We start from the raw sequence: 20,813 nt of genomic DNA on the forward strand, positions 1-20,813 counted from the left end.
GCCAATTACCTTAGTGACTAAAAAACACGATGCGGTCGTGGCGGAATTGGTAGACGCACCAGATTTAGGTTCTGGCGCCGCAAGGTGTGAGAGTTCAAGTCTCTCCGACCGCACCATGATTGAAAAACCCAGCATTAATTTGCTGGGTTTTTTCTTTTTTCCGATTCTGGACTCGGTAGATCTCTGATTTATCGAATTAAAAAAGCGAGCTCATGGCTCGCTTTTTTTCTATCTATTGCTTTTCTACCTGACGCATTGAGTATCCAGACTTACATACCCAATGCGTACTTCAATACTTGAGCTTTAATCGGCCCTGAGTTCTCCGCTAACTTTAATGCCGCATTACGAGCGAACTTCAATGGCCCTAAATCATTACTAAAGCCTTTGTAGAACACATCCATGCCAGTTTGCATTAGCAAGTTATCTGGTCGACGAGCGCGCTCATACTTGGCGAGTAATGAATCATTAAGTTGCTCTTGCTGATCCGTCACTGAAAGCAGGACATCAACATCCTTGAAGCCAAGATTCACGCCTTGCCCAGCAAGTGGGTTAATTGTATGGGCAGAGTCGCCCACTAACACGCAATTCTTGTTTGAATAACTTTGAGCATGACGACGCGTCAGTGGGAATGAACCAAACTGTAAAACGTCGATATCACCCAATTCAGCAGGGAAATGACGTAGGATCTCTTCTTTTAACTGAGGTTTCGTCATCGCGCACAATTGCTTAATGCGTTTTGGCGAGTCATACCACACCAGCGAGCCCTGCCCTACTTCTTTGCCATCTTCAGTTAATGAGCATAGTGGCAAGAACGAGCGTGGACCTGACGGAGTAAATTGCTGCCAAGTGATGTCTTGTTGAGGAAGTTCGGTTTTCACGTTGATCAGCATACAGTGTTGACGGTAATCCCATGCGGTTACGCCAATACCCGCCAATTGACGAACTTTTGAGTGCGCGCCATCGGCACCAATCACCCAGCTAGCTTCAAACTGCTCGCCACTTTCTAGTGTTACACGGTTAACCTCGGCAAATTCAATGTCTTTTAGTCGCTCTGGACACATTACCGTTAAGTTGTCGTATTGTGCGAAAGCTTGCCAAAGACCAAGTTGGATTAGTCGGTTTTCAACGATATAGCCTAGCTGCTCCAATGACAGTTCACCAGAGTGAAAACGAGTACGGCACTCTGGGTGTTCCCACGTTTCCAAACGACGATAAGGACACACTCGCATGCTCTCAATTGCTGACCACGCATCTAATGAATCAAGTAACTTTACTGATTGGTGTGAGATTGCTGAAACACGAATATCTAAGGCTTGAGAAGCTTCAAAAGCCTTAGGTTCAGCACCTTCCACAACCACAACACTTCTGCCCTGCTTAGCAAACCCGACAGCCATCGCTGCACCGACCATGCCGCCACCGATTACGGCGATATCATACTTGTTCATTTTTTGCTCTTCATCGTATTGATTATTTGGCGTTTTTTAATTGTACGTTCCACGGCTATTTTTACAAAATTCTTTAATACAAAACCTTGCTTCGTATGGGGTAAAAATCTAGATTTCATCAGGGTTTGCAGAGAATTCGTCAGATCACTAGTCAGGTGCTTTTTAAAGCAGTACAATACGCCGCTTACCGCCGAGATGGCGGCTATAATTTGAGCAATAGCTCTCCGATTTAAGTACAACTGAACGAGCGAAAGTGAGATGAGTAAGAAACTGCTAATTAAAACCTGGGGCTGCCAGATGAACGAATACGATTCATCAAAAATGGCCGACCTGCTTAATGCTGCAAACGGCTATGAGCTGACCGAAGAGCCAGAGGAAGCAGACGTACTTCTACTTAACACCTGTTCGATCCGTGAAAAGGCGCAAGAGAAAGTTTTCCACCAGCTTGGTCGTTGGAAAACACTAAAAGATAAAAAACCTGGCGTGGTTATCGGCGTTGGTGGTTGTGTAGCAACTCAAGAAGGCGATCACATTCGTCAACGTGCTCCATACGTTGACGTAATTTTTGGTCCACAAACCCTTCACCGTCTTCCTGAGATGATTAAGCAATCTCAATCGGATGAAGCACCAGTCATGGACATTTCATTCCCAGAGATCGAAAAGTTCGACCGTCTACCAGAGCCTCGTGCTGAAGGTGCGACAGCGTTCGTTTCTATCATGGAAGGTTGTTCTAAGTACTGTACTTACTGTGTAGTACCGTACACTCGCGGTGAAGAAGTAAGCCGCCCAATGGATGACGTACTGTTCGAAATCGCACAACTAGCAGAACAAGGCGTCCGTGAAGTGAACCTACTGGGCCAAAACGTAAACGCGTACCGTGGTCCTATGCACGACGGTGAGATCTGTTCATTCGCAGAACTGCTTCGTTTGGTTGCGTCTATCGATGGTATTGATCGTATCCGCTTTACAACAAGCCATCCATTAGAGTTTACTGATGACATCATCGCAGTATACGAAGACACACCTGAGCTAGTAAGCTTCCTTCACCTACCAGTACAAAGTGGTAGTGACCGAGTGCTGACTATGATGAAACGTCCTCACACTGGCATCGAATACAAGTCGATCATCCGTAAGCTACGTAAAGCACGTCCTGATATCCAAATCAGTTCAGACTTTATCGTTGGTTTCCCTGGTGAAACAGACAAAGATTTCCAAGACACAATGAAGCTAATCAAAGACGTAGACTTTGACATGAGCTTCAGCTTTATCTTCTCTCCACGCCCAGGGACACCAGCGGCAGATTACCCTTGTGATCTATCAGAGCAAGTGAAGAAAGAGCGTCTATACGAGCTACAACAAACCGTAAACACACAAGCAATGCGCTACTCTCGTCTAATGCTAGACACTGAGCAACGCGTTCTGGTTGAAGGTCCTTCTAAAAAGAACCTAATGGAGCTACGTGCTCGTACAGAAAACAACCGTGTAGTAAACTTTGAAGGTAGCGCAGACCTAATCGGTCAGTTCGTTGACGTGAAGATTACGGACGTATTTGCTAACTCACTACGTGGTGAGCTAGTGCGTACAGAAAAAGACATGGACCTTCGTAGTGTGATTTCACCAATGCAAATGATGGCGAAAACACGTCGCGAAGATGAGCTAGGTGTAGCTACTTTTACGCCATAAGCTCGTACAAATAGCCATTGAGAGCCTGGTCGTTGTCAGGCTCTCGTTAAGTGGCATAAAATGAGAGGCAACATTGAGCAATAAAATCGTAACGCTAGAAATCAATCTAGAACCTTCAGACAACCGCCGACTTGCAAGCCTGTGCGGTCCTTTCGATGACAACATCAAGCATTTAGAACGTCGTTTAGGCGTTGAAATCAACCACCGTAGCGATCTTTTCACCATCGTGGGTAAACCTCATACCGCGGCAGCTGCGCTGGATATTCTCAAAACCCTATACGTAGAAACAGCACCCGTTCGTGGTGAAACACCTGACATTGAGCCAGAACAGATCCATCTGGCAATCAAAGAATCAGGCGTACTGGAACAGACGACAGAATCAACGTTCGAGCACGGCAAAGAAGTCTTCGTAAAAACCAAAAAAGGCGTGATCAAGCCGCGTACACCGAATCAAGGTCAATACTTGATGAACATGGTGACGCACGATATCACTTTCGGTATCGGTCCTGCGGGTACAGGTAAAACCTATCTCGCGGTTGCAGCAGCCGTTGACGCACTAGAGCGTCAAGAGATCCGTCGTATTCTATTAACTCGCCCTGCGGTTGAAGCAGGTGAGAAACTGGGCTTCCTACCTGGTGATTTGAGCCAGAAAGTCGACCCATACCTACGTCCTCTCTACGATGCCCTATTTGAAATGCTGGGTTTTGAGCGCGTAGAAAAGCTGATTGAACGTAACGTGATAGAGGTTGCGCCTCTTGCTTACATGCGTGGTCGTACTTTGAACGACGCTTTCATCATTCTTGATGAGAGTCAAAACACCACGGTTGAGCAAATGAAGATGTTCCTGACCCGTATCGGCTTCAACTCTCGTGCCGTTGTGACTGGTGACGTTACCCAGATTGACTTACCACGCGGTGCAAAATCAGGTCTTCGCCACGCAATTGAAGTACTGAGTGAAGTTGATGACATCAGCTTTAACTTCTTCCAAGCAGACGATGTCGTGCGCCACCCAGTGGTTGCTCGTATTGTTAATGCTTATGAGAAGTGGGAAGCGCAAGACCAAAAAGAGCGCAAAGAGTTTGAAAAACGCCGACGCGAAGAACGTGATGCTAAATTGCTAGAAGCAGCAAAAGCAGAGCTGAGTTCACAAGTCGCGGCGAGTAAGGAATAAACATGGCAATTGAACTTGATTTGCAACTGGCAGTCGAAAATGAAGAAGGTTTACCTTCTGAGCAAGATTTCCAATTGTGGCTAGATAAGACTATTCCTCTATTTCAGCCTCAAGCGGAACTGACGATTCGTATTGTCGACGAGCAAGAAAGTCACGAGCTAAACCACGAATACCGTGGTAAAGATAAGCCGACTAATGTGCTGTCTTTCCCATTCGAAGTACCACCTGGTATGGAAATGGATCTCCTAGGCGATTTGATAATCTGTCGCCAAGTAGTTGAAAAAGAGGCAATTGAGCAGAATAAGCCTCTACTAGCACATTGGGCGCATATGGTTGTACATGGCAGCTTGCATCTGCTAGGTTATGATCATATCGAGGATGATGAAGCTGAAGAGATGGAATCCCTCGAGACAGAAATCATGCAAGGCATGGGTTACGAAGACCCGTACATTGCTGAAAAAGAGTAACTTTGGTTGCTCGACAGGGAAAAGCGAACCACCTAGGTGCGACCTCGTGATCGCTTTTCTATGTGAGCTATCACACATCTGATAGCGTTACTTAATTGAGAAACAATGAACGAAGATAATTCTCCCTCTTCTAATGAAGGCAAGAAAGAAAAGGCAGAAGGTCCGAGTAGAAAGTCCTTCTTTGAACGTCTAGGTCAACTATTTCAAGGCGAACCAAAAGACCGCCAAGAGCTTGTGGATGTTATCCGCGACTCAGAAATCAACGACCTGATTGACCACGACACCCGCGACATGCTTGAAGGTGTTATGGAAATCTCTGAAATGCGCGTGCGTGACATCATGATCCCACGTTCGCAAATGGTTACGGTTGAGCGCACAGACGATCTTGATACTTTGATCGCTCTAATTACTGATGCTCAACACTCTCGCTACCCTGTGATCAGCGAAGATAAAGACCATGTAGAAGGCATTCTATTAGCGAAGGACTTACTCAAATACTTGGGCTCAGGCAGTAACCCATTTGATATCGAAGAAGTAATTCGACAAGCAGTGGTTGTACCGGAAAGTAAACGTGTCGACCGCCTGCTAAAAGAATTCCGTGAAGAACGTTATCACATGGCGATTGTTGTCGACGAATTCGGTGGCGTTTCTGGTCTAGTAACAATCGAAGATATCCTTGAAGAAATCGTAGGGGATATTGAAGATGAGTTCGATGACGAAGAAGAAACCGATATCCGTAAGCTAAGCAAGCATACCTTTGCTGTCAGAGCTCTGACAACCATTGAAGAGTTTAATGAGACATTCGGTACCGACTTCAGCGATGAAGAAGTGGATACTGTAGGTGGTATGGTAATGACTGCCTTTGGTCACTTACCATCTCGTGGTGAGTTGGTCGAAATTGAAGGCTATAACTTCAAAGTCACCGCTGCCGATAACCGTCGTGTCATTCAACTCCAAGTGACGATTCCAGACGAAGAAACGCTGGTTGAAGCCACTCAAGAGTAACGCGATACCCTAACAACGGGAATATCAGAAAAATATAATGATGAATGTACTCTTTCATCGCCTAAAGCGGCCCTTAGTGGCCGCTTTTGTTGGCGCTTCCACTACCTTAGCATTTGCCCCTTACCAGTTATGGCCTATTGCCATACTCAGCCCTGCTATCCTTCTTATTCTCCTTGCAAACCAATCACCTAAGCGTGCACTTTGGATCGGTTATGCGTGGGGACTCGGCCAATTCTCCACCGGCGTTAGTTGGGTTTATGTCAGCATCGCTGGCTTCGGCGGGATGCCGCTCATTGCAAATCTATTCCTGATGGGTTTGCTGATTGCTTACTTATCGATTTACACCGGCCTATTCGCTTGGCTCAGCAATAAGTTCTTCCCACAACTTACCCTCACTAAAGCATTATTAGCCGCTCCTGCTCTGTGGTTAGTCACTGATTGGCTACGCGGTTGGGTTATGACCGGCTTTCCATGGTTGTGGCTGGGTTACAGCCAAATTGATGGCCCATTGGCCAGCTTCGCACCTATTGGTGGTGTTGAACTCCTAACCTTATTCATACTAATGAGTGCTGGTTCTCTGGCTTACGCTTGGGTGCATAAGCAGTGGCTGATGGTCATTATCCCTGTGGTTTTGCTCAGCGCAGGTTTTGGCATCAGCCAATACGACTGGGTGACACCTCGTCCAGAAGACACAACCAAAGTCGCCTTAATCCAAGGTAATGTTGATCAGAACCTAAAATGGCTACCAAGCCAACGCTGGCCAACCATCATGAAGTATGCCGACTTAACGCGTGAAAACTGGGATGCCGACATCATCGTTTGGCCTGAGGCTGCGATTCCGGCATTTGAAATCGAAGTCCCGTCGTTCTTGAGAAACATCGATGCTGCGGCGAAAATGAATAACAGCGCGATCATCACCGGCGTGGTTAACCAAGGAGAAGACGGCCAGTTCTACAACAGCATTCTCTCATTGGGTGTGAATCCATATGGCGATTACAGCTTTGATTTAGACAAACGCTATCACAAACATCACTTACTTCCATTTGGTGAATTTGTTCCATTTGAAGAGGTGTTACGTCCATTAGCGCCCTTCTTCAACTTACCGATGTCATCGTTCAGCCGTGGCGATTTCGTACAACCAAACATTGTGGCGAATGGTAAACATATGGACCCGGCTTTGTGCTACGAGATCATCTTTAGTGAACAAGTTCGTCAGAACGTCACAGACGATACTGACTTCATACTAACGCTATCAAATGATGCTTGGTTCGGTCACTCCATTGGTCCACTACAACATATGGAAATCGCACGTATGCGTGCATTGGAGCTTGGAAAACCGCTGATTCGTTCAACCAATAATGGTTTGACAGCTGTTACTGATCATAAAGGTAAGATCATCGAGCAAATCCCTCAGTTTGAGACAGCGGTATTGCGCGCAGAGTTGGTTCCGACAGACGGGCAAACACCTTATCGCACCTTTGGTACTTGGCCATTATATATCTGGGCAGCACTGAGCCTTATATTGGCTTGGTGGTTACCAAGAAAACGCAAATAACATCAAAAAAAGAGGCTCTGGTAGCCTCTTTTTTATTGCGTTGTATTTTTTGACTGCATGTTATGGCTTGAGAGATTGGCGACTAAAACCAGTATGATTACACTTGATGCATGGAATTATGACCGTTGGATGGTTGTAAGTGGTTTTATGACCACATTCATCACAGACCAATGTCCCGAGCCCGATGACTTCGCCCGCTTCATACAAGCCTTGATGCTCTAAATCATCGAACAACTCAACCCACTCAACTTTAGTTTTATCGGTAATATCCAGTAAACCTTGCCAGATTGAATCGGCAATGGTGAGATAAAAAGGCCCGCTTTTTCCTTCCTCATAGCTGTCGGAGAACTCTTTTAAATCGGCTTTTACGTAAGCTGAAATTAGTGAGAGCTCATCTTTGGTCATGTCGTTAGCGGCATCCACGACTTTGCCCGACGTTTCGAATACTTTGTTAACTTCATCCGGACTGTGCTTCAAGGTTTCCATCACATCCTCGAGCATTTCCTCATAACCTGCTTTACGTTTAGGCATAACTGACCTCCATCTTTCCACTACCAAGCGTCACTTCTAGGCGCATGGGTACAGATTGGCTATTGTTGTGATCCCTAGCTTTAGGTATTCTATGACGATCTATTTAAGTCTGTTCTAACCGAACTCACAAATTCCAAGATAACCGGATACCATCGATGCAAGAACAATACAATCCACAAGACCTTGAACAAAAAGTTCAAAAGCACTGGGATGACAACAAGACCTTTGTTGTAAGTGAAGACCCAAACAAAGAAAAATTCTACTGTCTATCCATGTTCCCATACCCAAGTGGTCGACTGCACATGGGTCACGTGCGCAACTACACCATCGGTGACGTAGTATCTCGTTTCCAACGCCTACAAGGCAAAAACGTAATGCAACCAATCGGTTGGGATGCATTCGGTCTACCTGCGGAAAACGCGGCAGTAAAAAACAACACTGCACCGGCGCCTTGGACTTACGAAAACATTGAATACATGAAGAACCAACTTAAGCTTCTTGGCTTTGGTTACGACTGGAATCGTGAATTCGCAACCTGTACGCCAGAATACTACCGTTGGGAACAAGAGTTCTTCACTAAGCTTTACGAGAAAGGTCTGGTTTACAAGAAGACCTCTTCTGTTAACTGGTGTCCAAACGATCAAACTGTTCTTGCAAACGAACAGGTTGAAGACGGCTGTTGCTGGCGTTGTGATACTCCGGTAGAACAAAAAGAAATTCCACAGTGGTTTATTAAGATCACTGAATACGCTCAAGAGCTACTAGACGACCTAGACAAACTTGAAGGTTGGCCAGAAATGGTTAAGACCATGCAGCGTAACTGGATAGGTCGTTCTGAAGGCGTGGAACTCAAGTTTGAAGTTAACGGTCAACAAGATTTAGAAGTTTACACCACGCGTCCAGACACGCTAATGGGTGTGACTTACGTTGGTATCGCAGCAGGTCACCCTCTTGCGGCTATCGCAGCTCAGAACAACCCAGAGCTAGCGTCATTCATCGAAGAATGTAAAAACACCAAAGTAGCAGAAGCTGAGCTTGCGACAATGGAGAAAAAAGGTATGGCTACTGGCCTTACTGCTATTCACCCATTGAACGGTCGTGAAGTGCCAGTTTACGTAGCAAACTTCGTACTGATGGACTACGGCACAGGCGCAGTAATGGCGGTTCCTGCACACGACCAACGTGACTACGAATTTGCAACGAAATACGGCCTAGACATTGTTCCTGTCATCAAACCGGTTGATGGCAGTGAGCTAGACATCTCTGAAGCGGCATACACAGAGAAAGGTGTACTGTTCGATTCAGGTGAATTCGACGGTCTCGAATTCCAAGCGGCGTTCGATGCAATCGCAGCGAAGCTAGAAGCAGAAGGCAAAGGCACTAAGACAGTTAACTTCCGTCTACGTGACTGGGGGGTATCTCGTCAACGTTACTGGGGTGCACCAATCCCTATGGTAACCACTGAAGACGGCGAAGTTCACCCAGTACCCGCTGACCAACTACCCGTTATTCTTCCAGAAGACGTGGTAATGGACGGCGTAACAAGCCCAATCAAAGCAGACAAAGAATGGGCGAAGACAACATTCAACGGCGAACCTGCTCTACGTGAGACAGATACGTTCGATACGTTCATGGAGTCTTCTTGGTACTACGCACGTTACTGTTCACCACAAGCTGACGACATCCTAGATCCAGAAAAAGCAAACTACTGGCTACCGGTAGACCAGTACATCGGTGGTATCGAGCACGCTTGTATGCACCTACTGTACTCTCGCTTCTTCCACAAACTGCTACGTGACGCAGGCTACGTAACGTCTGACGAACCGTTCAAGCAACTGCTGTGTCAAGGCATGGTACTGGCTGATGCGTTCTACTTCGAGAACGAAAAAGGCGGTAAAGAGTGGGTTGCCCCAACAGATGTTGCTGTTGAACGTGACGGTAAAGGTCGTATCACTTCAGCGAAAGACAATGAAGGCCGTGATGTAACGCACTCAGGCATGATCAAAATGTCTAAGTCGAAAAACAACGGTATCGACCCTCAAGAAATGGTAGACAAGTACGGTGCTGACACGGTACGTCTATTCATGATGTTTGCTTCACCAGCAGACATGACCCTTGAATGGCAAGAGTCTGGCGTAGAAGGTGCTAACCGCTTCCTGAAACGTGTTTGGAAACTGGTTCACGCTCACGCTTCAAAAGGTGCAGCTGAGTCAGTTGATGCAAGCGCACTTTCTGGCGACCAAAAAGCACTTCGTCGTGACGTTCATAAAACTATCGCGAAAGTAACGGACGATATCGCTCGTCGTCAAACATTCAACACAGCAATCGCAGCGATCATGGAACTGATGAACAAGCTTGCGAAAGCGCCTCAAGAATCTGTACAAGACCGTGCAATCCTTGATGAAGCACTTAAAGCTGTAGTTGCGATGCTTTACCCAATCACTCCGCACATCTCTTACGAACTATGGGCAGCGCTAGGTGAGGCAGACATCGACAACGCGGCATGGCCAACGTTTGATGAGAAAGCTCTGGTTGAAGACGAGAAAACTATCGTTGTGATGATCAACGGTAAACTACGTGCGAAGCTAACCGTTGCTGCTGACGCTTCAGAAGAGCAAGTTCGTGAGCTTGGTCTAAACGACGAGAACGCGAAGAAGTTCCTAGATGGTCTAACTATCCGTAAAGTGATTTACGTACCAGGTAAACTATTGAACATCGTTGCAAACTAGCCGCTCGTTACCAACGAAATGCAGCTTGCAAGAACTCAACGCCGAGCGAACTGATTCGTTCGGCATGAGTTTTCTAACAGGGTGAGTCCTCACCCTGTTTATTTACCTCAAACCATTCACGATGAGTGGTTTAAGGTAAATAACCCCTTAAATTTAGGATGAATACAATCAATGCGCTTTTTCTCTTTGATTAAACTACCAGTGGTATTGGTATTAGCGGGGCTTCTTTCTGCCTGTGGTTTTCACCTTCGTGGCGAGTATTCCGTTCCGGAAGAACTGCACACCATGTCATTCACTAGCTATGATGAATACAGTCCTTTGACTCGATATGTACGAGCTCAACTTGAACTGAATAAAGTGGACTTGGTACAGCCTTCTGCTAACACACCAAACCTACACCTAATTGAAGCAACCATTGACGAACGTACGCTGTCGCTGTATCAAAACAGTCGTGCTGCAGAAAAAGAGCTGACCTATGTAGTGCAATACCGCGTTACAATTCCTGAGTTCGGTTCAAAAGCCTTCACAACAACAGTAAACCGTAACTATCTTGATAACCCACTCACTGCCCTAGCTAAGTCAGTAGAGCGCGACGTTATCGAAGATGAAATGCGTCAGCAAGCCGCAAGCCAAATGATGCGTCAGCTAGGTCGAGTTCGTGCAGAGTACGAACAAGGCCATATTACTCCTGATGCGACAAACACTAACGACAACAAAACTGACTCTTAATCAAAATGCGAATTTATGCCGATAAGCTGGCCGACCATTTAGCAAAACACGTAAAGCAGGTTTATCTAATTTTCGGTAATGAACCCTTATTGATTCAAGAAAGCCGACAAGCGATTCAGCACACCGCGCGCCAGCACGGTTTTGAAGAAAGACATCGCTTTGCCGTGGATGCGAGTCTAGATTGGAACCAAGTTTACGACTGCTTCCAAGCATTGAGTTTGTTTTCAAGCCGTCAGTTAATTGAATTAGAGTTACCAGAAGCCGGCGCAAACGCAGCCATTAGTAAAGAGCTAGTCAGCCTATGCGAAATGCTGCATGACGATATCATGTTAGTCGTCATTGGCAGCAAACTTACCAAAGCACAAGAAAACGCAAAATGGTTTAAAGCCCTGAGTGCAAAGGGTGATTGGGTGAGTTGCTTAACGCCCGATTTACAACGCTTACCCATGTTTGTGCAAACTCGCTGCCGTGCCCTTGGTCTAAAGGCGGACCAACAATCACTGCAAGTGTTGGCACAATGGCATGAAGGTAATTTGTTTGCGCTCTCACAAAGCTTAGAGAAACTTGCTCTAATCTACCCAGATGGTGAGTTAACTGTGGTGCGATTGGAAGCAGCCTTAAGTCGCCATAACCACTTTACGACCTTCCACTGGATCGACGCTCTGTTAGCGGGTAAAGCCAATCGTGCACAACGTATACTGCGTCAATTAGAAGCGGAAGGCGTCGAAACCATCATTCTGATCCGCAGTGTACAGAAAGAGTTTAATCAACTGCTGAACATGCACCGCGACTTAACCCAAATGGGTATGATCCAGGTATTTGAAAAGCATCGTGTGTGGCAAAACAAACGCCCATTTTACAACGCAGCTTTGACACGTCTGTCAACAAGCCGCATTTGTGCGCTTTTATCTCTTTTGGCTCACGCCGAGATAAAAGCGAAAACCCAATATGAAGAATCTGTGTGGCCAACGATTCACCAGTTGAGCTTAGAAACCTGTTCACCTGATATTAAGCTGGCAATTTAGAATTCAAAGCGTGATATAGTGCGCGGCCAGTTTTGATTAATATGATTCAAAACACCCACAGATTGAAAAGAAAACCGAGGAAAACCGAGTGCTTCGCGAAGAACTTAAAGACTTTTTAGCTGATAAAGCTGACGACATGAAAGCAGAAGAGATTGTAATTCTGAATGTAGAAGACAAATCTAGCGTGACAGATTACATGATCATTTGTACTGGCACCTCTAAACGTCACGTTTCATCTATTGCTGATCACGTCGCATCTGAAGTGAAGAAAGCTGGTCTAGAACCACTAGGTATGGAAGGCGAGAAAGAAGGTGAATGGGTTGTTCTCGATATGGGCGATGCCATGCTTCATGTCATGCAAGATGAACACCGTAACCTGTACCAGCTAGAAAAGCTTTGGGGTTAATCTTTTGAAAATTCAACTGATTGCTGTAGGCACTAAAATGCCCAAATGGGTCGAAGAGGGATTCCAAGAATACCGTCGTCGCTTCCCTCATGATATGCCACTTGAGTTGGTTGAGATCCCAGCAGGGAAACGTGGAAAAAATGCCGACATCGCACGTATTCTTCAAAAAGAAGGCGAAGCTATGTTGGCAGCGGTCCCAAAAGGCAACCGCATCGTGACATTGGATATCCCGGGCAAAAAGTGGGATACACCACAACTGGCAGAACAGCTAGAAGCTTGGAAATTAGATGCTCGCGACGTTTCTATTTTAATTGGTGGCCCAGAAGGGCTTTCTCCTGCATGTAAAGCCGCCGCTGATCAAAGTTGGTCTTTGTCTGCATTGACCTTACCGCACCCACTTGTGCGTATTGTCATGGCGGAGAGTTTATACCGAGCGTGGAGCATTACTGCTAACCACCCTTATCACCGCGAATAATCGCTGCTTAGCCGTAGAGACAAGCGTTAATGATTCGTAAACGCCGCAGTCAAATCCGAGACTACCAAGCTGAAGCGCGCCTGTTTTCCAGTCGCGCTATTTTTGCTTTTTTGGGTATCGTCATTTTGATGGGGTTGCTGGTTGCTAACATGTACAACATACAGGTTAACCAGTTCCAAGATTACCAAACTCGCTCTAACGACAACCGCATCAAAGTCGTTCCAATCGCACCAAACCGTGGTCTTATTTACGACCGCAACGGTATTCTGCTCGCTGAAAACCGCCCTGTCTTCAACTTGGAGCTTACTCCAGAAAAAATCAAAGACATTGATGGCACCATCGAAGAGCTACAAACCATTCTTGAAATCACGCCAGAGCAAATTGAACGTTTCCAGCGTGAACGTAAACGTACACGTCGCTTTAAATCCGTACCACTACTGACTCAGTTAGATGAAAACCAAGTTGCTGTTTTCTCGGTAAACCAATACCGCTTTCCGGGTGTTGAAATCAGCGCAACATTGAAGCGTTACTACCCATTTAGTGAAGTACTGACCCACGTTATTGGCTACGTATCACGCATCAACGATCGTGACATGCAACGCCTAGTTCGTGAAGAAAAAGACGCGAACTACCAAGCCACTCGTGATATCGGCAAACTAGGTATTGAAAAATACTACGAAGATTTATTGCACGGTACTGCGGGTTACCAAGAAGTCGAAGTCAATAGCCGTGGCCGAGTAATTCGTACCTTAAAGTACGTCCCGCCGATTCCGGGTCAAGACATCGTGTTAAACCTCGACATTAACTTACAACTATACGTTCACCAATTATTAGATGGGCGTCGTGGTAGTGCGGTGGTTTTGGATCCTAAAGACAATGGTGTGCTCGCGATGGTTTCAAGCCCGAGCTACGATCCAAACTCCTTTGTCCACGGTATCTCAGGCAAAGCTTACCGAGCCCTCTTGAACGACAAAAACCGTCCACTTGTAAACCGAACTACGCTAGGTATTTACCCCCCAGCTTCCACCATTAAGCCATTTATGGCCGTTGCAGCTTTGGAAGAGGGTGTGGTAACACCAAAAACCACGCGTAATGACCCTGGCTACTGGCGCATTCCAAACTCCGATACTCGCCCATTCCGTGACTGGCTGCGTTGGGGCCATGGCCGCGTAGATATCATCAAGTCGATAGAAGAATCCGTTGATACTTTCTTCTATCAAGTCGCTTATGACATGGGTATCGACCGTATCTCGAATTGGATGATGATGTTTGGTTTTGGTGACTATACCGGCATCGATATTTACGAAGAAAGCAAAGCAAACATGCCAACGCGTGAATGGAAAATGGCTCGCCATAAAACCCCTTGGTACAAAGGCGATACGATTCCTGTTGGTATCGGGCAAGGTTACTGGACAGCAACACCAATGCAAATTGCCAAAGCAACATCGGTATTGGTCAACGAAGGCGCCGTAGCCGCGCCACATTTGCTTAAAGCGACAATTGATAATGGCGGTGATTTTGAAGAGCAAAAAACCTCTGAATACGTCACCTATCCGCCAATTCAAAATGTGCCGGATAAATACTGGAACATGGCCAAAGAAGGCATGCGCTTGGTAAACCATGGTGCGAAAGGGACGGCTCGTCGCTCTTTCTACAATATGGATTACCAAACGGGTGGTAAATCAGGTACTGCTCAGGTCTTCGGTCTAGGTGAAGACGAAGAATATAACGCAGACGAAGTCGCAGAACATCTGCGCGACCACGCCCTGTTTACCGGTTTTGCGCCATTTGACGATCCTAAAGTTGTCGTTTCAATCGTGCTTGAAAACGCCGGTGGTGGTTCAAGTAATGGCGCACCAGTAGCAAGAAAGATCTTCGACCGAGTGATCGTTGGGCCAGAAAAAATCGAACCAGACGATGAGCAAGCCAAAGAGAAACAAGAGGTAACGCAGTGATGAAAATGGATCCCTCTACAGGTAAGAACCGAGCCCTGTTTGAACGCTTCCATATCGACTTGCCGCTTTTACTCGGCATCTTTGCACTAATGGCCTTTGGCTTGGTCATCATGTACAGCGCCAGTGGCCAGAGCTTGGCGATGATGGACCGCCAAGCCATGCGCATGGCCCTATCATTAGTCGTGATGATCGTCTTAGCACAGATCTCGCCCAGAACTTACGAAAGCCTCGCGCCTCTCATGTTTGTCGGTGGTGTCATACTGCTCTTTGGCGTGCTCTTCTTTGGTGAAGCTTCCAAAGGCGCACAGCGCTGGCTAAATCTTGGCTTTGTTCGATTCCAACCTTCTGAGCTTCTCAAGCTCGCCGTACCCTTGATGGTCGCGCGCTATATCGGTCGTCAACCACTTCCCCCGACGTTCAAAACCCTCATCGTTGCGTTGATCATGGTTTGCTTGCCAACCATTCTCATCGCAAAGCAACCTGACTTAGGGACCTCGATTCTGATCGCTGCATCAGGCATCTTTGTTATCTTCCTTGCGGGTATCAGTTGGAAAATCATTGCTGGTGCCGCACTGGCGCTTGGTGGTTTCATTCCCGTTTTGTGGTTCTTCTTGATGCGTGAGTATCAAAAAGTGCGCGTTCGTACTCTGTTCAACCCTGAATCAGACCCTCTCGGTGCCGGTTATCACATCATCCAAAGTAAAATTGCGATTGGTTCTGGTGGTATTTCCGGCAAAGGTTGGTTGCAAGGCACTCAATCACAGTTAGAATTTCTTCCTGAACGTCACACTGACTTTATCTTTGCAGTAATTGCTGAAGAATGGGGTATGATTGGCTTCCTTTGCCTGTTGACCATCTATCTCTTTATTATTGGACGAGGTCTCTACCTCGCAAGCCAAGCACAAACTGCGTTTGGCCGAATGATGGCAGGCAGTATTGTACTCAGCTTCTTCGTGTATATTTTTGTAAATATCGGCATGGTAAGTGGCATCCTACCCGTAGTAGGCGTACCTTTACCGTTGATCAGTTATGGTGGCACTTCCATGGTGACACTGATGGCTGGTTTTGGCATTTTGATGTCGATCCACACGCACCGAAAAGCATTCTCTAAGGCGACCTAGACCATGCAAAAACGCGCTTTATATTCCTTAGTTTTTTCTGCTGTTATTTTGGCGGGCTGTTCTTCTACCGACCAAAAAACACAAGAAGGCCGTTATGAACTTGAATCCGATGTAGCACCAGATAAACCTCTATCGGTCGAGCACATTGAGGATGCGCATCCTAAATATGAACCATACAGCTTAGGTGGTAACAGCGATTACAATCTACGAGGTTCCGACTACAAAATCGTTCGTGACGCAAAAGGTTTTACGGAAAAAGGCCGTGCCTCTTGGTACGGAAAAAAATTCCAAGGTCACCTTACGTCCAACGGTGAAATTTACGATATGTACTCAATGACAGCCGCACACAAAACGCTGCCATTACCGAGCTACGTTAAAGTCACCAATACCGACAATGGTAAATCAACCGTTGTACGTGTTAACGACCGTGGCCCATTTCATGACGGCCGTATTATTGATTTAAGCTACGCCGCCGCTCATAAGCTCGACGTCGTGAAAACAGGCACAGCGAACGTACAAATTGAAGTCATCACCATTGATAAGCCAACCGATGAAAAGTCTTTAGCTGCGCACCCAAAATACGTGATTCAAGTTGCTTCTTCAAAATATGAAGATCGAGCGCGAACTTTAGGCCAAGAGCTTGGTCAAAAGCTGGATACAGAAACTTTCTTGGAGAGCACGAAAGAAACTCACCGCTTGTTGCTAGGGCCATTTACTGACTATTCCCTGACGCAAGCAACACTGGATAAAGTAAAGTTGCTCGGCTATTCGTCCGCATTTATTAAAAAACACAAAACTGACAAATGACCTTGGTGTCATGAATTTCTATGCAGAGCCCTTCTTACATAAGCAGGGATTCTGTTAAGATGTCGACAGTTAACCAAAAAATTTGAATTACCATGAATAAAAATAAGTTTGTGAAATCTATTCTCGTTTCTTCGGTTGCGCTAACTGCAACCATCGCTCAATCTGCTTTTGCTTCACCAGTTGTTGTCCCAGACGCACCTCAAATCGCAGCGAAAGGCTACGTTTTGATGGATTACAACTCAGGTAAAGTTCTGGCTGAGAAAGAGATGAACACAAAGTTGTCTCCTGCTAGTCTGACAAAAATGATGACCAGCTACGTAATTGGCCAAGAGCTAGCGCGTGGTAATATTTCAGAAGACGATGATGTAACCATCAGTAAGAACGCATGGGCGAAAAACTTCCCTGATTCTTCAAAAATGTTCATTGAAGTTGGCACCACAGTTAAGGTGAAAGACCTAAACCGCGGTATCATCATTCAATCAGGTAACGACGCTTGTGTCGCAATGGCTGAACACATTGCAGGCTCTGAAGATGCATTCGTAGACCTAATGAACGCATGGGCAAACACAATTGGCATGAGCAACACGCATTTTGCTAACGTGCACGGCCTAGATAACCCAAATCTATACTCAACACCTTATGACATGGCATTGCTTGGTAAAGCATTGATCCGTGACGTTCCTGATGAGTACCGTATCTACTCAGATAAAAAATTCACTTACAACGGCATCACACAGTACAACCGTAACGGCCTATTGTGGGATAAGAGCATGAACGTTGATGGCATCAAGACTGGCCATACTAGCAACGCGGGCTACAGCCTAGTAAGTTCGGCAACTGAAGGTCAAATGCGCCTAGTTGCAGTGGTAATGGGTACCAAAGATGCAAACGCTCGTAAATCAGAGAGCAAAAAGCTACTGAGCTACGGCTTCCGCTTCTTCGAAACCGTTGCGCCACATAAAGCGGGTGAAACGTTTGTAGAAGAAAAAGTATGGATGGGTAACAAAGATACGGTTGCTCTGGGTCTTGACCAAGATACTTACGTAACGCTACCTCGTGGTGAAGCAAAGAATCTAAAGGCAAGCTTTGTACTTGAAAAAGAGCTAGAAGCCCCAATTAATAAAGGTGATGTAGTTGGTAAGCTATACTATCAAATTGATGGTGAAGATATTGCTGAGTACCCACTAATGGCATTAGAAACTGTAGACCAAGGCAGCCTATTTAGCCGTATGTGGGACTACATCGTATTGTTGTTTAAGAGCTTCTTCTAACAGTTGCTTCTGAACAACAAACAAGTCCGCAAAGCCGCCAATTAGGGCGGCTTTGTTATCTATACTTAAGCGACGTTAAGATGCTTGGGGATGATCTTGAGTTCACCCTAATTTGACTGTACTATTTCGCACCGCAACGAATACCAACTGGAGTTACCGATATGCTAACCATCAACTCTGATGCAAAATTGAAAGACCTGCTTGAGTTCCCTTGTTCATTTACTTACAAGGTAATGGGGCATGCAAAACCTGAACTTCCAGAACTCGTTCTTGAAGTAATCCAGCGTCATGCTCCAGGTGACTACAGCCCAGCAGTAAAACCAAGTGCTAAGGGCAACTACCACTCGGTGTCTATCAATATTACTGCTACCTCTATCGAGCAGGTTGAAACCCTTTACAAAGAACTGGGTGAAATCGACATCGTACGCATGGTTCTATAATTTTTTGATAAATTAAATTTTTTTTGAAAGCAGCTTCGGCTGCTTTCTTTTTATTTATCATGTAGATAATGAAAACCACTGACTCTTTCAGTTAAAAATCTGTTACTCAACTGTAGAGCATCAAACTCATCCGGTTTATAATCCAAAAACTTTATATATTAGTGACAGGAATCCCCATGCAACACCAACTTGTTGTAAGACGACTTGGACGCCAAGATTATGAGCCTGTATGGAAGGCGATGCATGAGTTCACTGATCAACGCACAGACGACACGCCTGATGAAGTTTGGTTGGTAGAACACAACCCAGTATTTACACAAGGTCAAGCGGGTAAAGCCGAACACCTCATTAACACTGGTAATATTCCTGTTGTACAAAGCGATCGCGGGGGTCAAGTGACCTACCATGGTCCTGGTCAGCTTGTCGCTTACTTTCTGATCAACCTGCGTCGTAAAAAATTAGGGGTGCGAGATCTCGTTACACACATCGAGAACCTCGTGATCAACACCCTAAAGGCATACAATATCGAATCTGCTGCGCGACCAGATGCCCCAGGTGTTTATGTCGACAGTAAAAAAATATGTTCTCTCGGCCTTCGCATTCGCAAAGGATGCTCATTCCACGGCCTAGCGTTGAACGTCAATATGGACTTAGGTCCGTTTTTACGTATAAACCCTTGTGGCTATGAAGGAATGGAGATGGTTCAGGTTAGCCAAGTTGGCGGCCCTGAAGATATCGAAGTCGTGGAAAAACAACTAATACAAGAACTCGTTACTTTGCTTGATTACGAGCAAGTAGAATTCAGCACAGAAGCACCTTCTCAAGGTAACAAAGCATGAGCAAACCAATCCAGATGGAAAAAGGCGTCAAATACCGCGACGCTGACAAAATGGCATTGATTCCCGTAAAGAACATGCCTACAGAGCAGAAAGAAGTGCTACGTAAGCCTGATTGGATGAAGATCAAGCTACCAGCCGACAGCCAACGTATTCAAGACATCAAATCAGCGATGCGCAAGAACAACCTTCACTCAGTATGTGAAGAAGCCTCTTGCCCTAACCTAGCGGAATGTTTTAACCACGGTACGGCTACTTTCATGATCCTTGGCGCTATCTGTACTCGCCGTTGTCCATTCTGTGACGTTGCCCATGGCCGTCCGCTTGCAGTAGAAGCTGAAGAGCCGAAGAAACTGGCTAAAACCATCGCAGACATGAAGCTGAAATACGTCGTTATCACTTCAGTAGACCGCGATGATTTGCGTGATGGCGGTGCAGAGCACTTTGCAAACTGTAACCGTGAAATCCGCGAACTGAACCCACACATCAAGATTGAAACGCTTGTACCTGATTTCCGTGGCCGTATGGATGTAGCACTTGATCTGATGAAAGACAACCCGCCAGATGTCTTCAACCACAACCTAGAAACGGCACCTCGTTTGTACCGTAAAGCTCGCCCAGGCGCGAACTACAAGTGGTCACTACAATTGCTGCAAAAGTTCAAAGAGCAGCACCCAAATGTACCGACCAAATCAGGTGTTATGATGGGTCTTGGCGAAACGAAAGAAGAGATCGTCCAAGTACTAAAAGACCTACGTGCACACGGTGTAACAATGCTGACACTTGGTCAGTACCTAGCACCAAGCCGTCACCACCTGCCAGTAGAGCGTTACGTTCCACCATCAGAGTTTGACGAGCTAAAAGAGATCGCACTAGAACTTGGCTTCACGCACGCGGCGTGTGGTCCATTCGTTCGTTCTTCTTACCATGCCGATATGCAGGCTCAAGGTATCGAGATTAAATAAGCGCTCGCTTGTTTTGAAGAGAAAGGTTGGCTCAGTGCCAGCCTTTTTTGTATCTGTCGAACATAAAACACTATCATTTGGACAATAAGCCTATTTCTCAGAACCAAAAGCAGCGTCATTCCGAAGATCCTAGGCGATATCAGAAATCTGATTTCAGCGCACTCTAAGCTGATATTTCCATACGCTAGAAAAACAAA

The 20,813-nt window shown here is 46.0% G+C and carries 19 protein-coding genes and 1 tRNA gene; 18 read left to right on the forward strand and 2 right to left on the reverse strand.

Features of this window, described 5'->3' with window-relative positions; genetic code table 11:
- The first annotated feature begins 31 nt into the window (after nucleotides 1–31).
- Nucleotides 32–116: transfer RNA gene (locus L1076_RS22390), tRNA-Leu, on the forward strand.
- A 153-nt stretch (nucleotides 117–269) separates the two neighbouring features.
- On the opposite strand, the gene L1076_RS22395 is transcribed toward L1076_RS22390, so the two are convergent.
- Nucleotides 270–1,445, reverse strand: coding sequence for a 2-octaprenyl-3-methyl-6-methoxy-1,4-benzoquinol hydroxylase (locus L1076_RS22395; protein WP_237304510.1), 1,176 nt, complete (start codon nucleotides 1,443–1,445; stop codon nucleotides 270–272).
- Between the two features lie 258 nt (nucleotides 1,446–1,703).
- On the opposite strand from L1076_RS22395, the gene miaB reads away from it, so the two are divergent.
- The 5 genes from miaB (at nucleotide 1,704) to lnt (ending at nucleotide 7,326) form a co-directional block, all read left to right on the forward strand.
- On the forward strand, nucleotides 1,704–3,128 hold the full coding sequence (miaB, locus tag L1076_RS22400) for a tRNA (N6-isopentenyl adenosine(37)-C2)-methylthiotransferase MiaB (RefSeq protein WP_038873822.1): 1,425 nt from the start codon (nucleotides 1,704–1,706) through the stop codon (nucleotides 3,126–3,128).
- Nucleotides 3,129–3,201: 73 nt separating this feature from the next.
- The gene (locus tag L1076_RS22405; protein ID WP_038873820.1) at nucleotides 3,202–4,299 is read left to right on the forward strand and encodes a PhoH family protein; all 1,098 of its coding nucleotides are present in this window, start codon (nucleotides 3,202–3,204) and stop codon (nucleotides 4,297–4,299) included.
- A gap of 2 nt (nucleotides 4,300–4,301) precedes the next feature.
- Complete coding sequence (gene ybeY / locus L1076_RS22410; protein WP_038875833.1) at nucleotides 4,302–4,766, forward strand: rRNA maturation RNase YbeY; 465 nt, start codon at nucleotides 4,302–4,304, stop codon at nucleotides 4,764–4,766.
- A gap of 105 nt (nucleotides 4,767–4,871) precedes the next feature.
- On the forward strand, nucleotides 4,872–5,771 hold the full coding sequence (corC, locus tag L1076_RS22415; RefSeq protein WP_038873816.1) for a CNNM family magnesium/cobalt transport protein CorC: 900 nt from the start codon (nucleotides 4,872–4,874) through the stop codon (nucleotides 5,769–5,771).
- A 37-nt stretch (nucleotides 5,772–5,808) separates the two neighbouring features.
- Complete coding sequence (lnt, locus tag L1076_RS22420; RefSeq protein WP_038873814.1) at nucleotides 5,809–7,326, forward strand: apolipoprotein N-acyltransferase; 1,518 nt, start codon at nucleotides 5,809–5,811, stop codon at nucleotides 7,324–7,326.
- Nucleotides 7,327–7,386: 60 nt separating this feature from the next.
- On the opposite strand, the gene L1076_RS22425 is transcribed toward lnt, so the two are convergent.
- Nucleotides 7,387–7,857 carry a zinc ribbon-containing protein gene (locus tag L1076_RS22425; protein ID WP_038873812.1) on the reverse strand — a complete coding sequence of 157 codons (471 nt, stop codon included), beginning with the start codon at nucleotides 7,855–7,857 and terminating at the stop codon, nucleotides 7,387–7,389.
- 155 nt (nucleotides 7,858–8,012) lie between these two features.
- On the opposite strand from L1076_RS22425, the gene leuS reads away from it, so the two are divergent.
- From leuS to lipA, 12 genes are all read left to right on the forward strand, one after another.
- Nucleotides 8,013–10,586 carry a leucine--tRNA ligase gene (gene leuS / locus L1076_RS22430; protein WP_042601004.1) on the forward strand — a complete coding sequence of 858 codons (2,574 nt, stop codon included), beginning with the start codon at nucleotides 8,013–8,015 and terminating at the stop codon, nucleotides 10,584–10,586.
- A gap of 171 nt (nucleotides 10,587–10,757) precedes the next feature.
- Nucleotides 10,758–11,315: an LPS assembly lipoprotein LptE gene (gene lptE, locus L1076_RS22435; RefSeq protein ID WP_038873808.1), complete on the forward strand. Its 558-nt coding sequence runs from the start codon at nucleotides 10,758–10,760 to the stop codon at nucleotides 11,313–11,315.
- A 5-nt stretch (nucleotides 11,316–11,320) separates the two neighbouring features.
- A complete protein-coding gene (gene holA, locus L1076_RS22440; protein WP_038873805.1) occupies nucleotides 11,321–12,340 on the forward strand; it encodes a DNA polymerase III subunit delta in 1,020 nt (339 codons plus the stop codon).
- Between the two features lie 88 nt (nucleotides 12,341–12,428).
- On the forward strand, nucleotides 12,429–12,746 hold the full coding sequence (rsfS, locus tag L1076_RS22445) for a ribosome silencing factor (RefSeq protein WP_038875827.1): 318 nt from the start codon (nucleotides 12,429–12,431) through the stop codon (nucleotides 12,744–12,746).
- A 4-nt stretch (nucleotides 12,747–12,750) separates the two neighbouring features.
- Nucleotides 12,751–13,221 carry a 23S rRNA (pseudouridine(1915)-N(3))-methyltransferase RlmH gene (gene rlmH, locus L1076_RS22450; RefSeq protein WP_038873801.1) on the forward strand — a complete coding sequence of 157 codons (471 nt, stop codon included), beginning with the start codon at nucleotides 12,751–12,753 and terminating at the stop codon, nucleotides 13,219–13,221.
- 29 nt (nucleotides 13,222–13,250) lie between these two features.
- Complete coding sequence (gene mrdA, locus L1076_RS22455; protein WP_102388286.1) at nucleotides 13,251–15,176, forward strand: penicillin-binding protein 2; 1,926 nt, start codon at nucleotides 13,251–13,253, stop codon at nucleotides 15,174–15,176.
- A complete protein-coding gene (gene rodA / locus L1076_RS22460) occupies nucleotides 15,176–16,297 on the forward strand; it encodes a rod shape-determining protein RodA (RefSeq protein WP_038865381.1) in 1,122 nt (373 codons plus the stop codon). The genes mrdA and rodA overlap by 1 nt, the downstream gene beginning before the upstream one ends.
- Nucleotides 16,298–16,300: 3 nt before the next feature.
- The gene (locus tag L1076_RS22465; RefSeq protein ID WP_038875609.1) at nucleotides 16,301–17,104 is read left to right on the forward strand and encodes a septal ring lytic transglycosylase RlpA family protein; all 804 of its coding nucleotides are present in this window, start codon (nucleotides 16,301–16,303) and stop codon (nucleotides 17,102–17,104) included.
- Nucleotides 17,105–17,196: 92 nt separating this feature from the next.
- Nucleotides 17,197–18,375 carry a serine hydrolase gene (locus L1076_RS22470; protein WP_038865383.1) on the forward strand — a complete coding sequence of 393 codons (1,179 nt, stop codon included), beginning with the start codon at nucleotides 17,197–17,199 and terminating at the stop codon, nucleotides 18,373–18,375.
- 161 nt (nucleotides 18,376–18,536) lie between these two features.
- A complete protein-coding gene (ybeD, locus tag L1076_RS22475) occupies nucleotides 18,537–18,815 on the forward strand; it encodes a DUF493 family protein YbeD (protein WP_038865384.1) in 279 nt (92 codons plus the stop codon).
- Between the two features lie 176 nt (nucleotides 18,816–18,991).
- Nucleotides 18,992–19,654 carry a lipoyl(octanoyl) transferase LipB gene (gene lipB, locus L1076_RS22480; RefSeq protein ID WP_038865385.1) on the forward strand — a complete coding sequence of 221 codons (663 nt, stop codon included), beginning with the start codon at nucleotides 18,992–18,994 and terminating at the stop codon, nucleotides 19,652–19,654.
- A complete protein-coding gene (gene lipA, locus L1076_RS22485) occupies nucleotides 19,651–20,616 on the forward strand; it encodes a lipoyl synthase (RefSeq protein ID WP_038875607.1) in 966 nt (321 codons plus the stop codon). Before lipB ends, lipA begins: the two co-directional genes overlap by 4 nt.
- The last annotated feature ends 197 nt before the right edge of the window (nucleotides 20,617–20,813 follow it).

The organism is Vibrio sp. MMG023 (assembly GCF_021654215.1).
Classification (GTDB): Bacteria; Pseudomonadota; Gammaproteobacteria; order Enterobacterales; family Vibrionaceae; genus Vibrio; species Vibrio jasicida.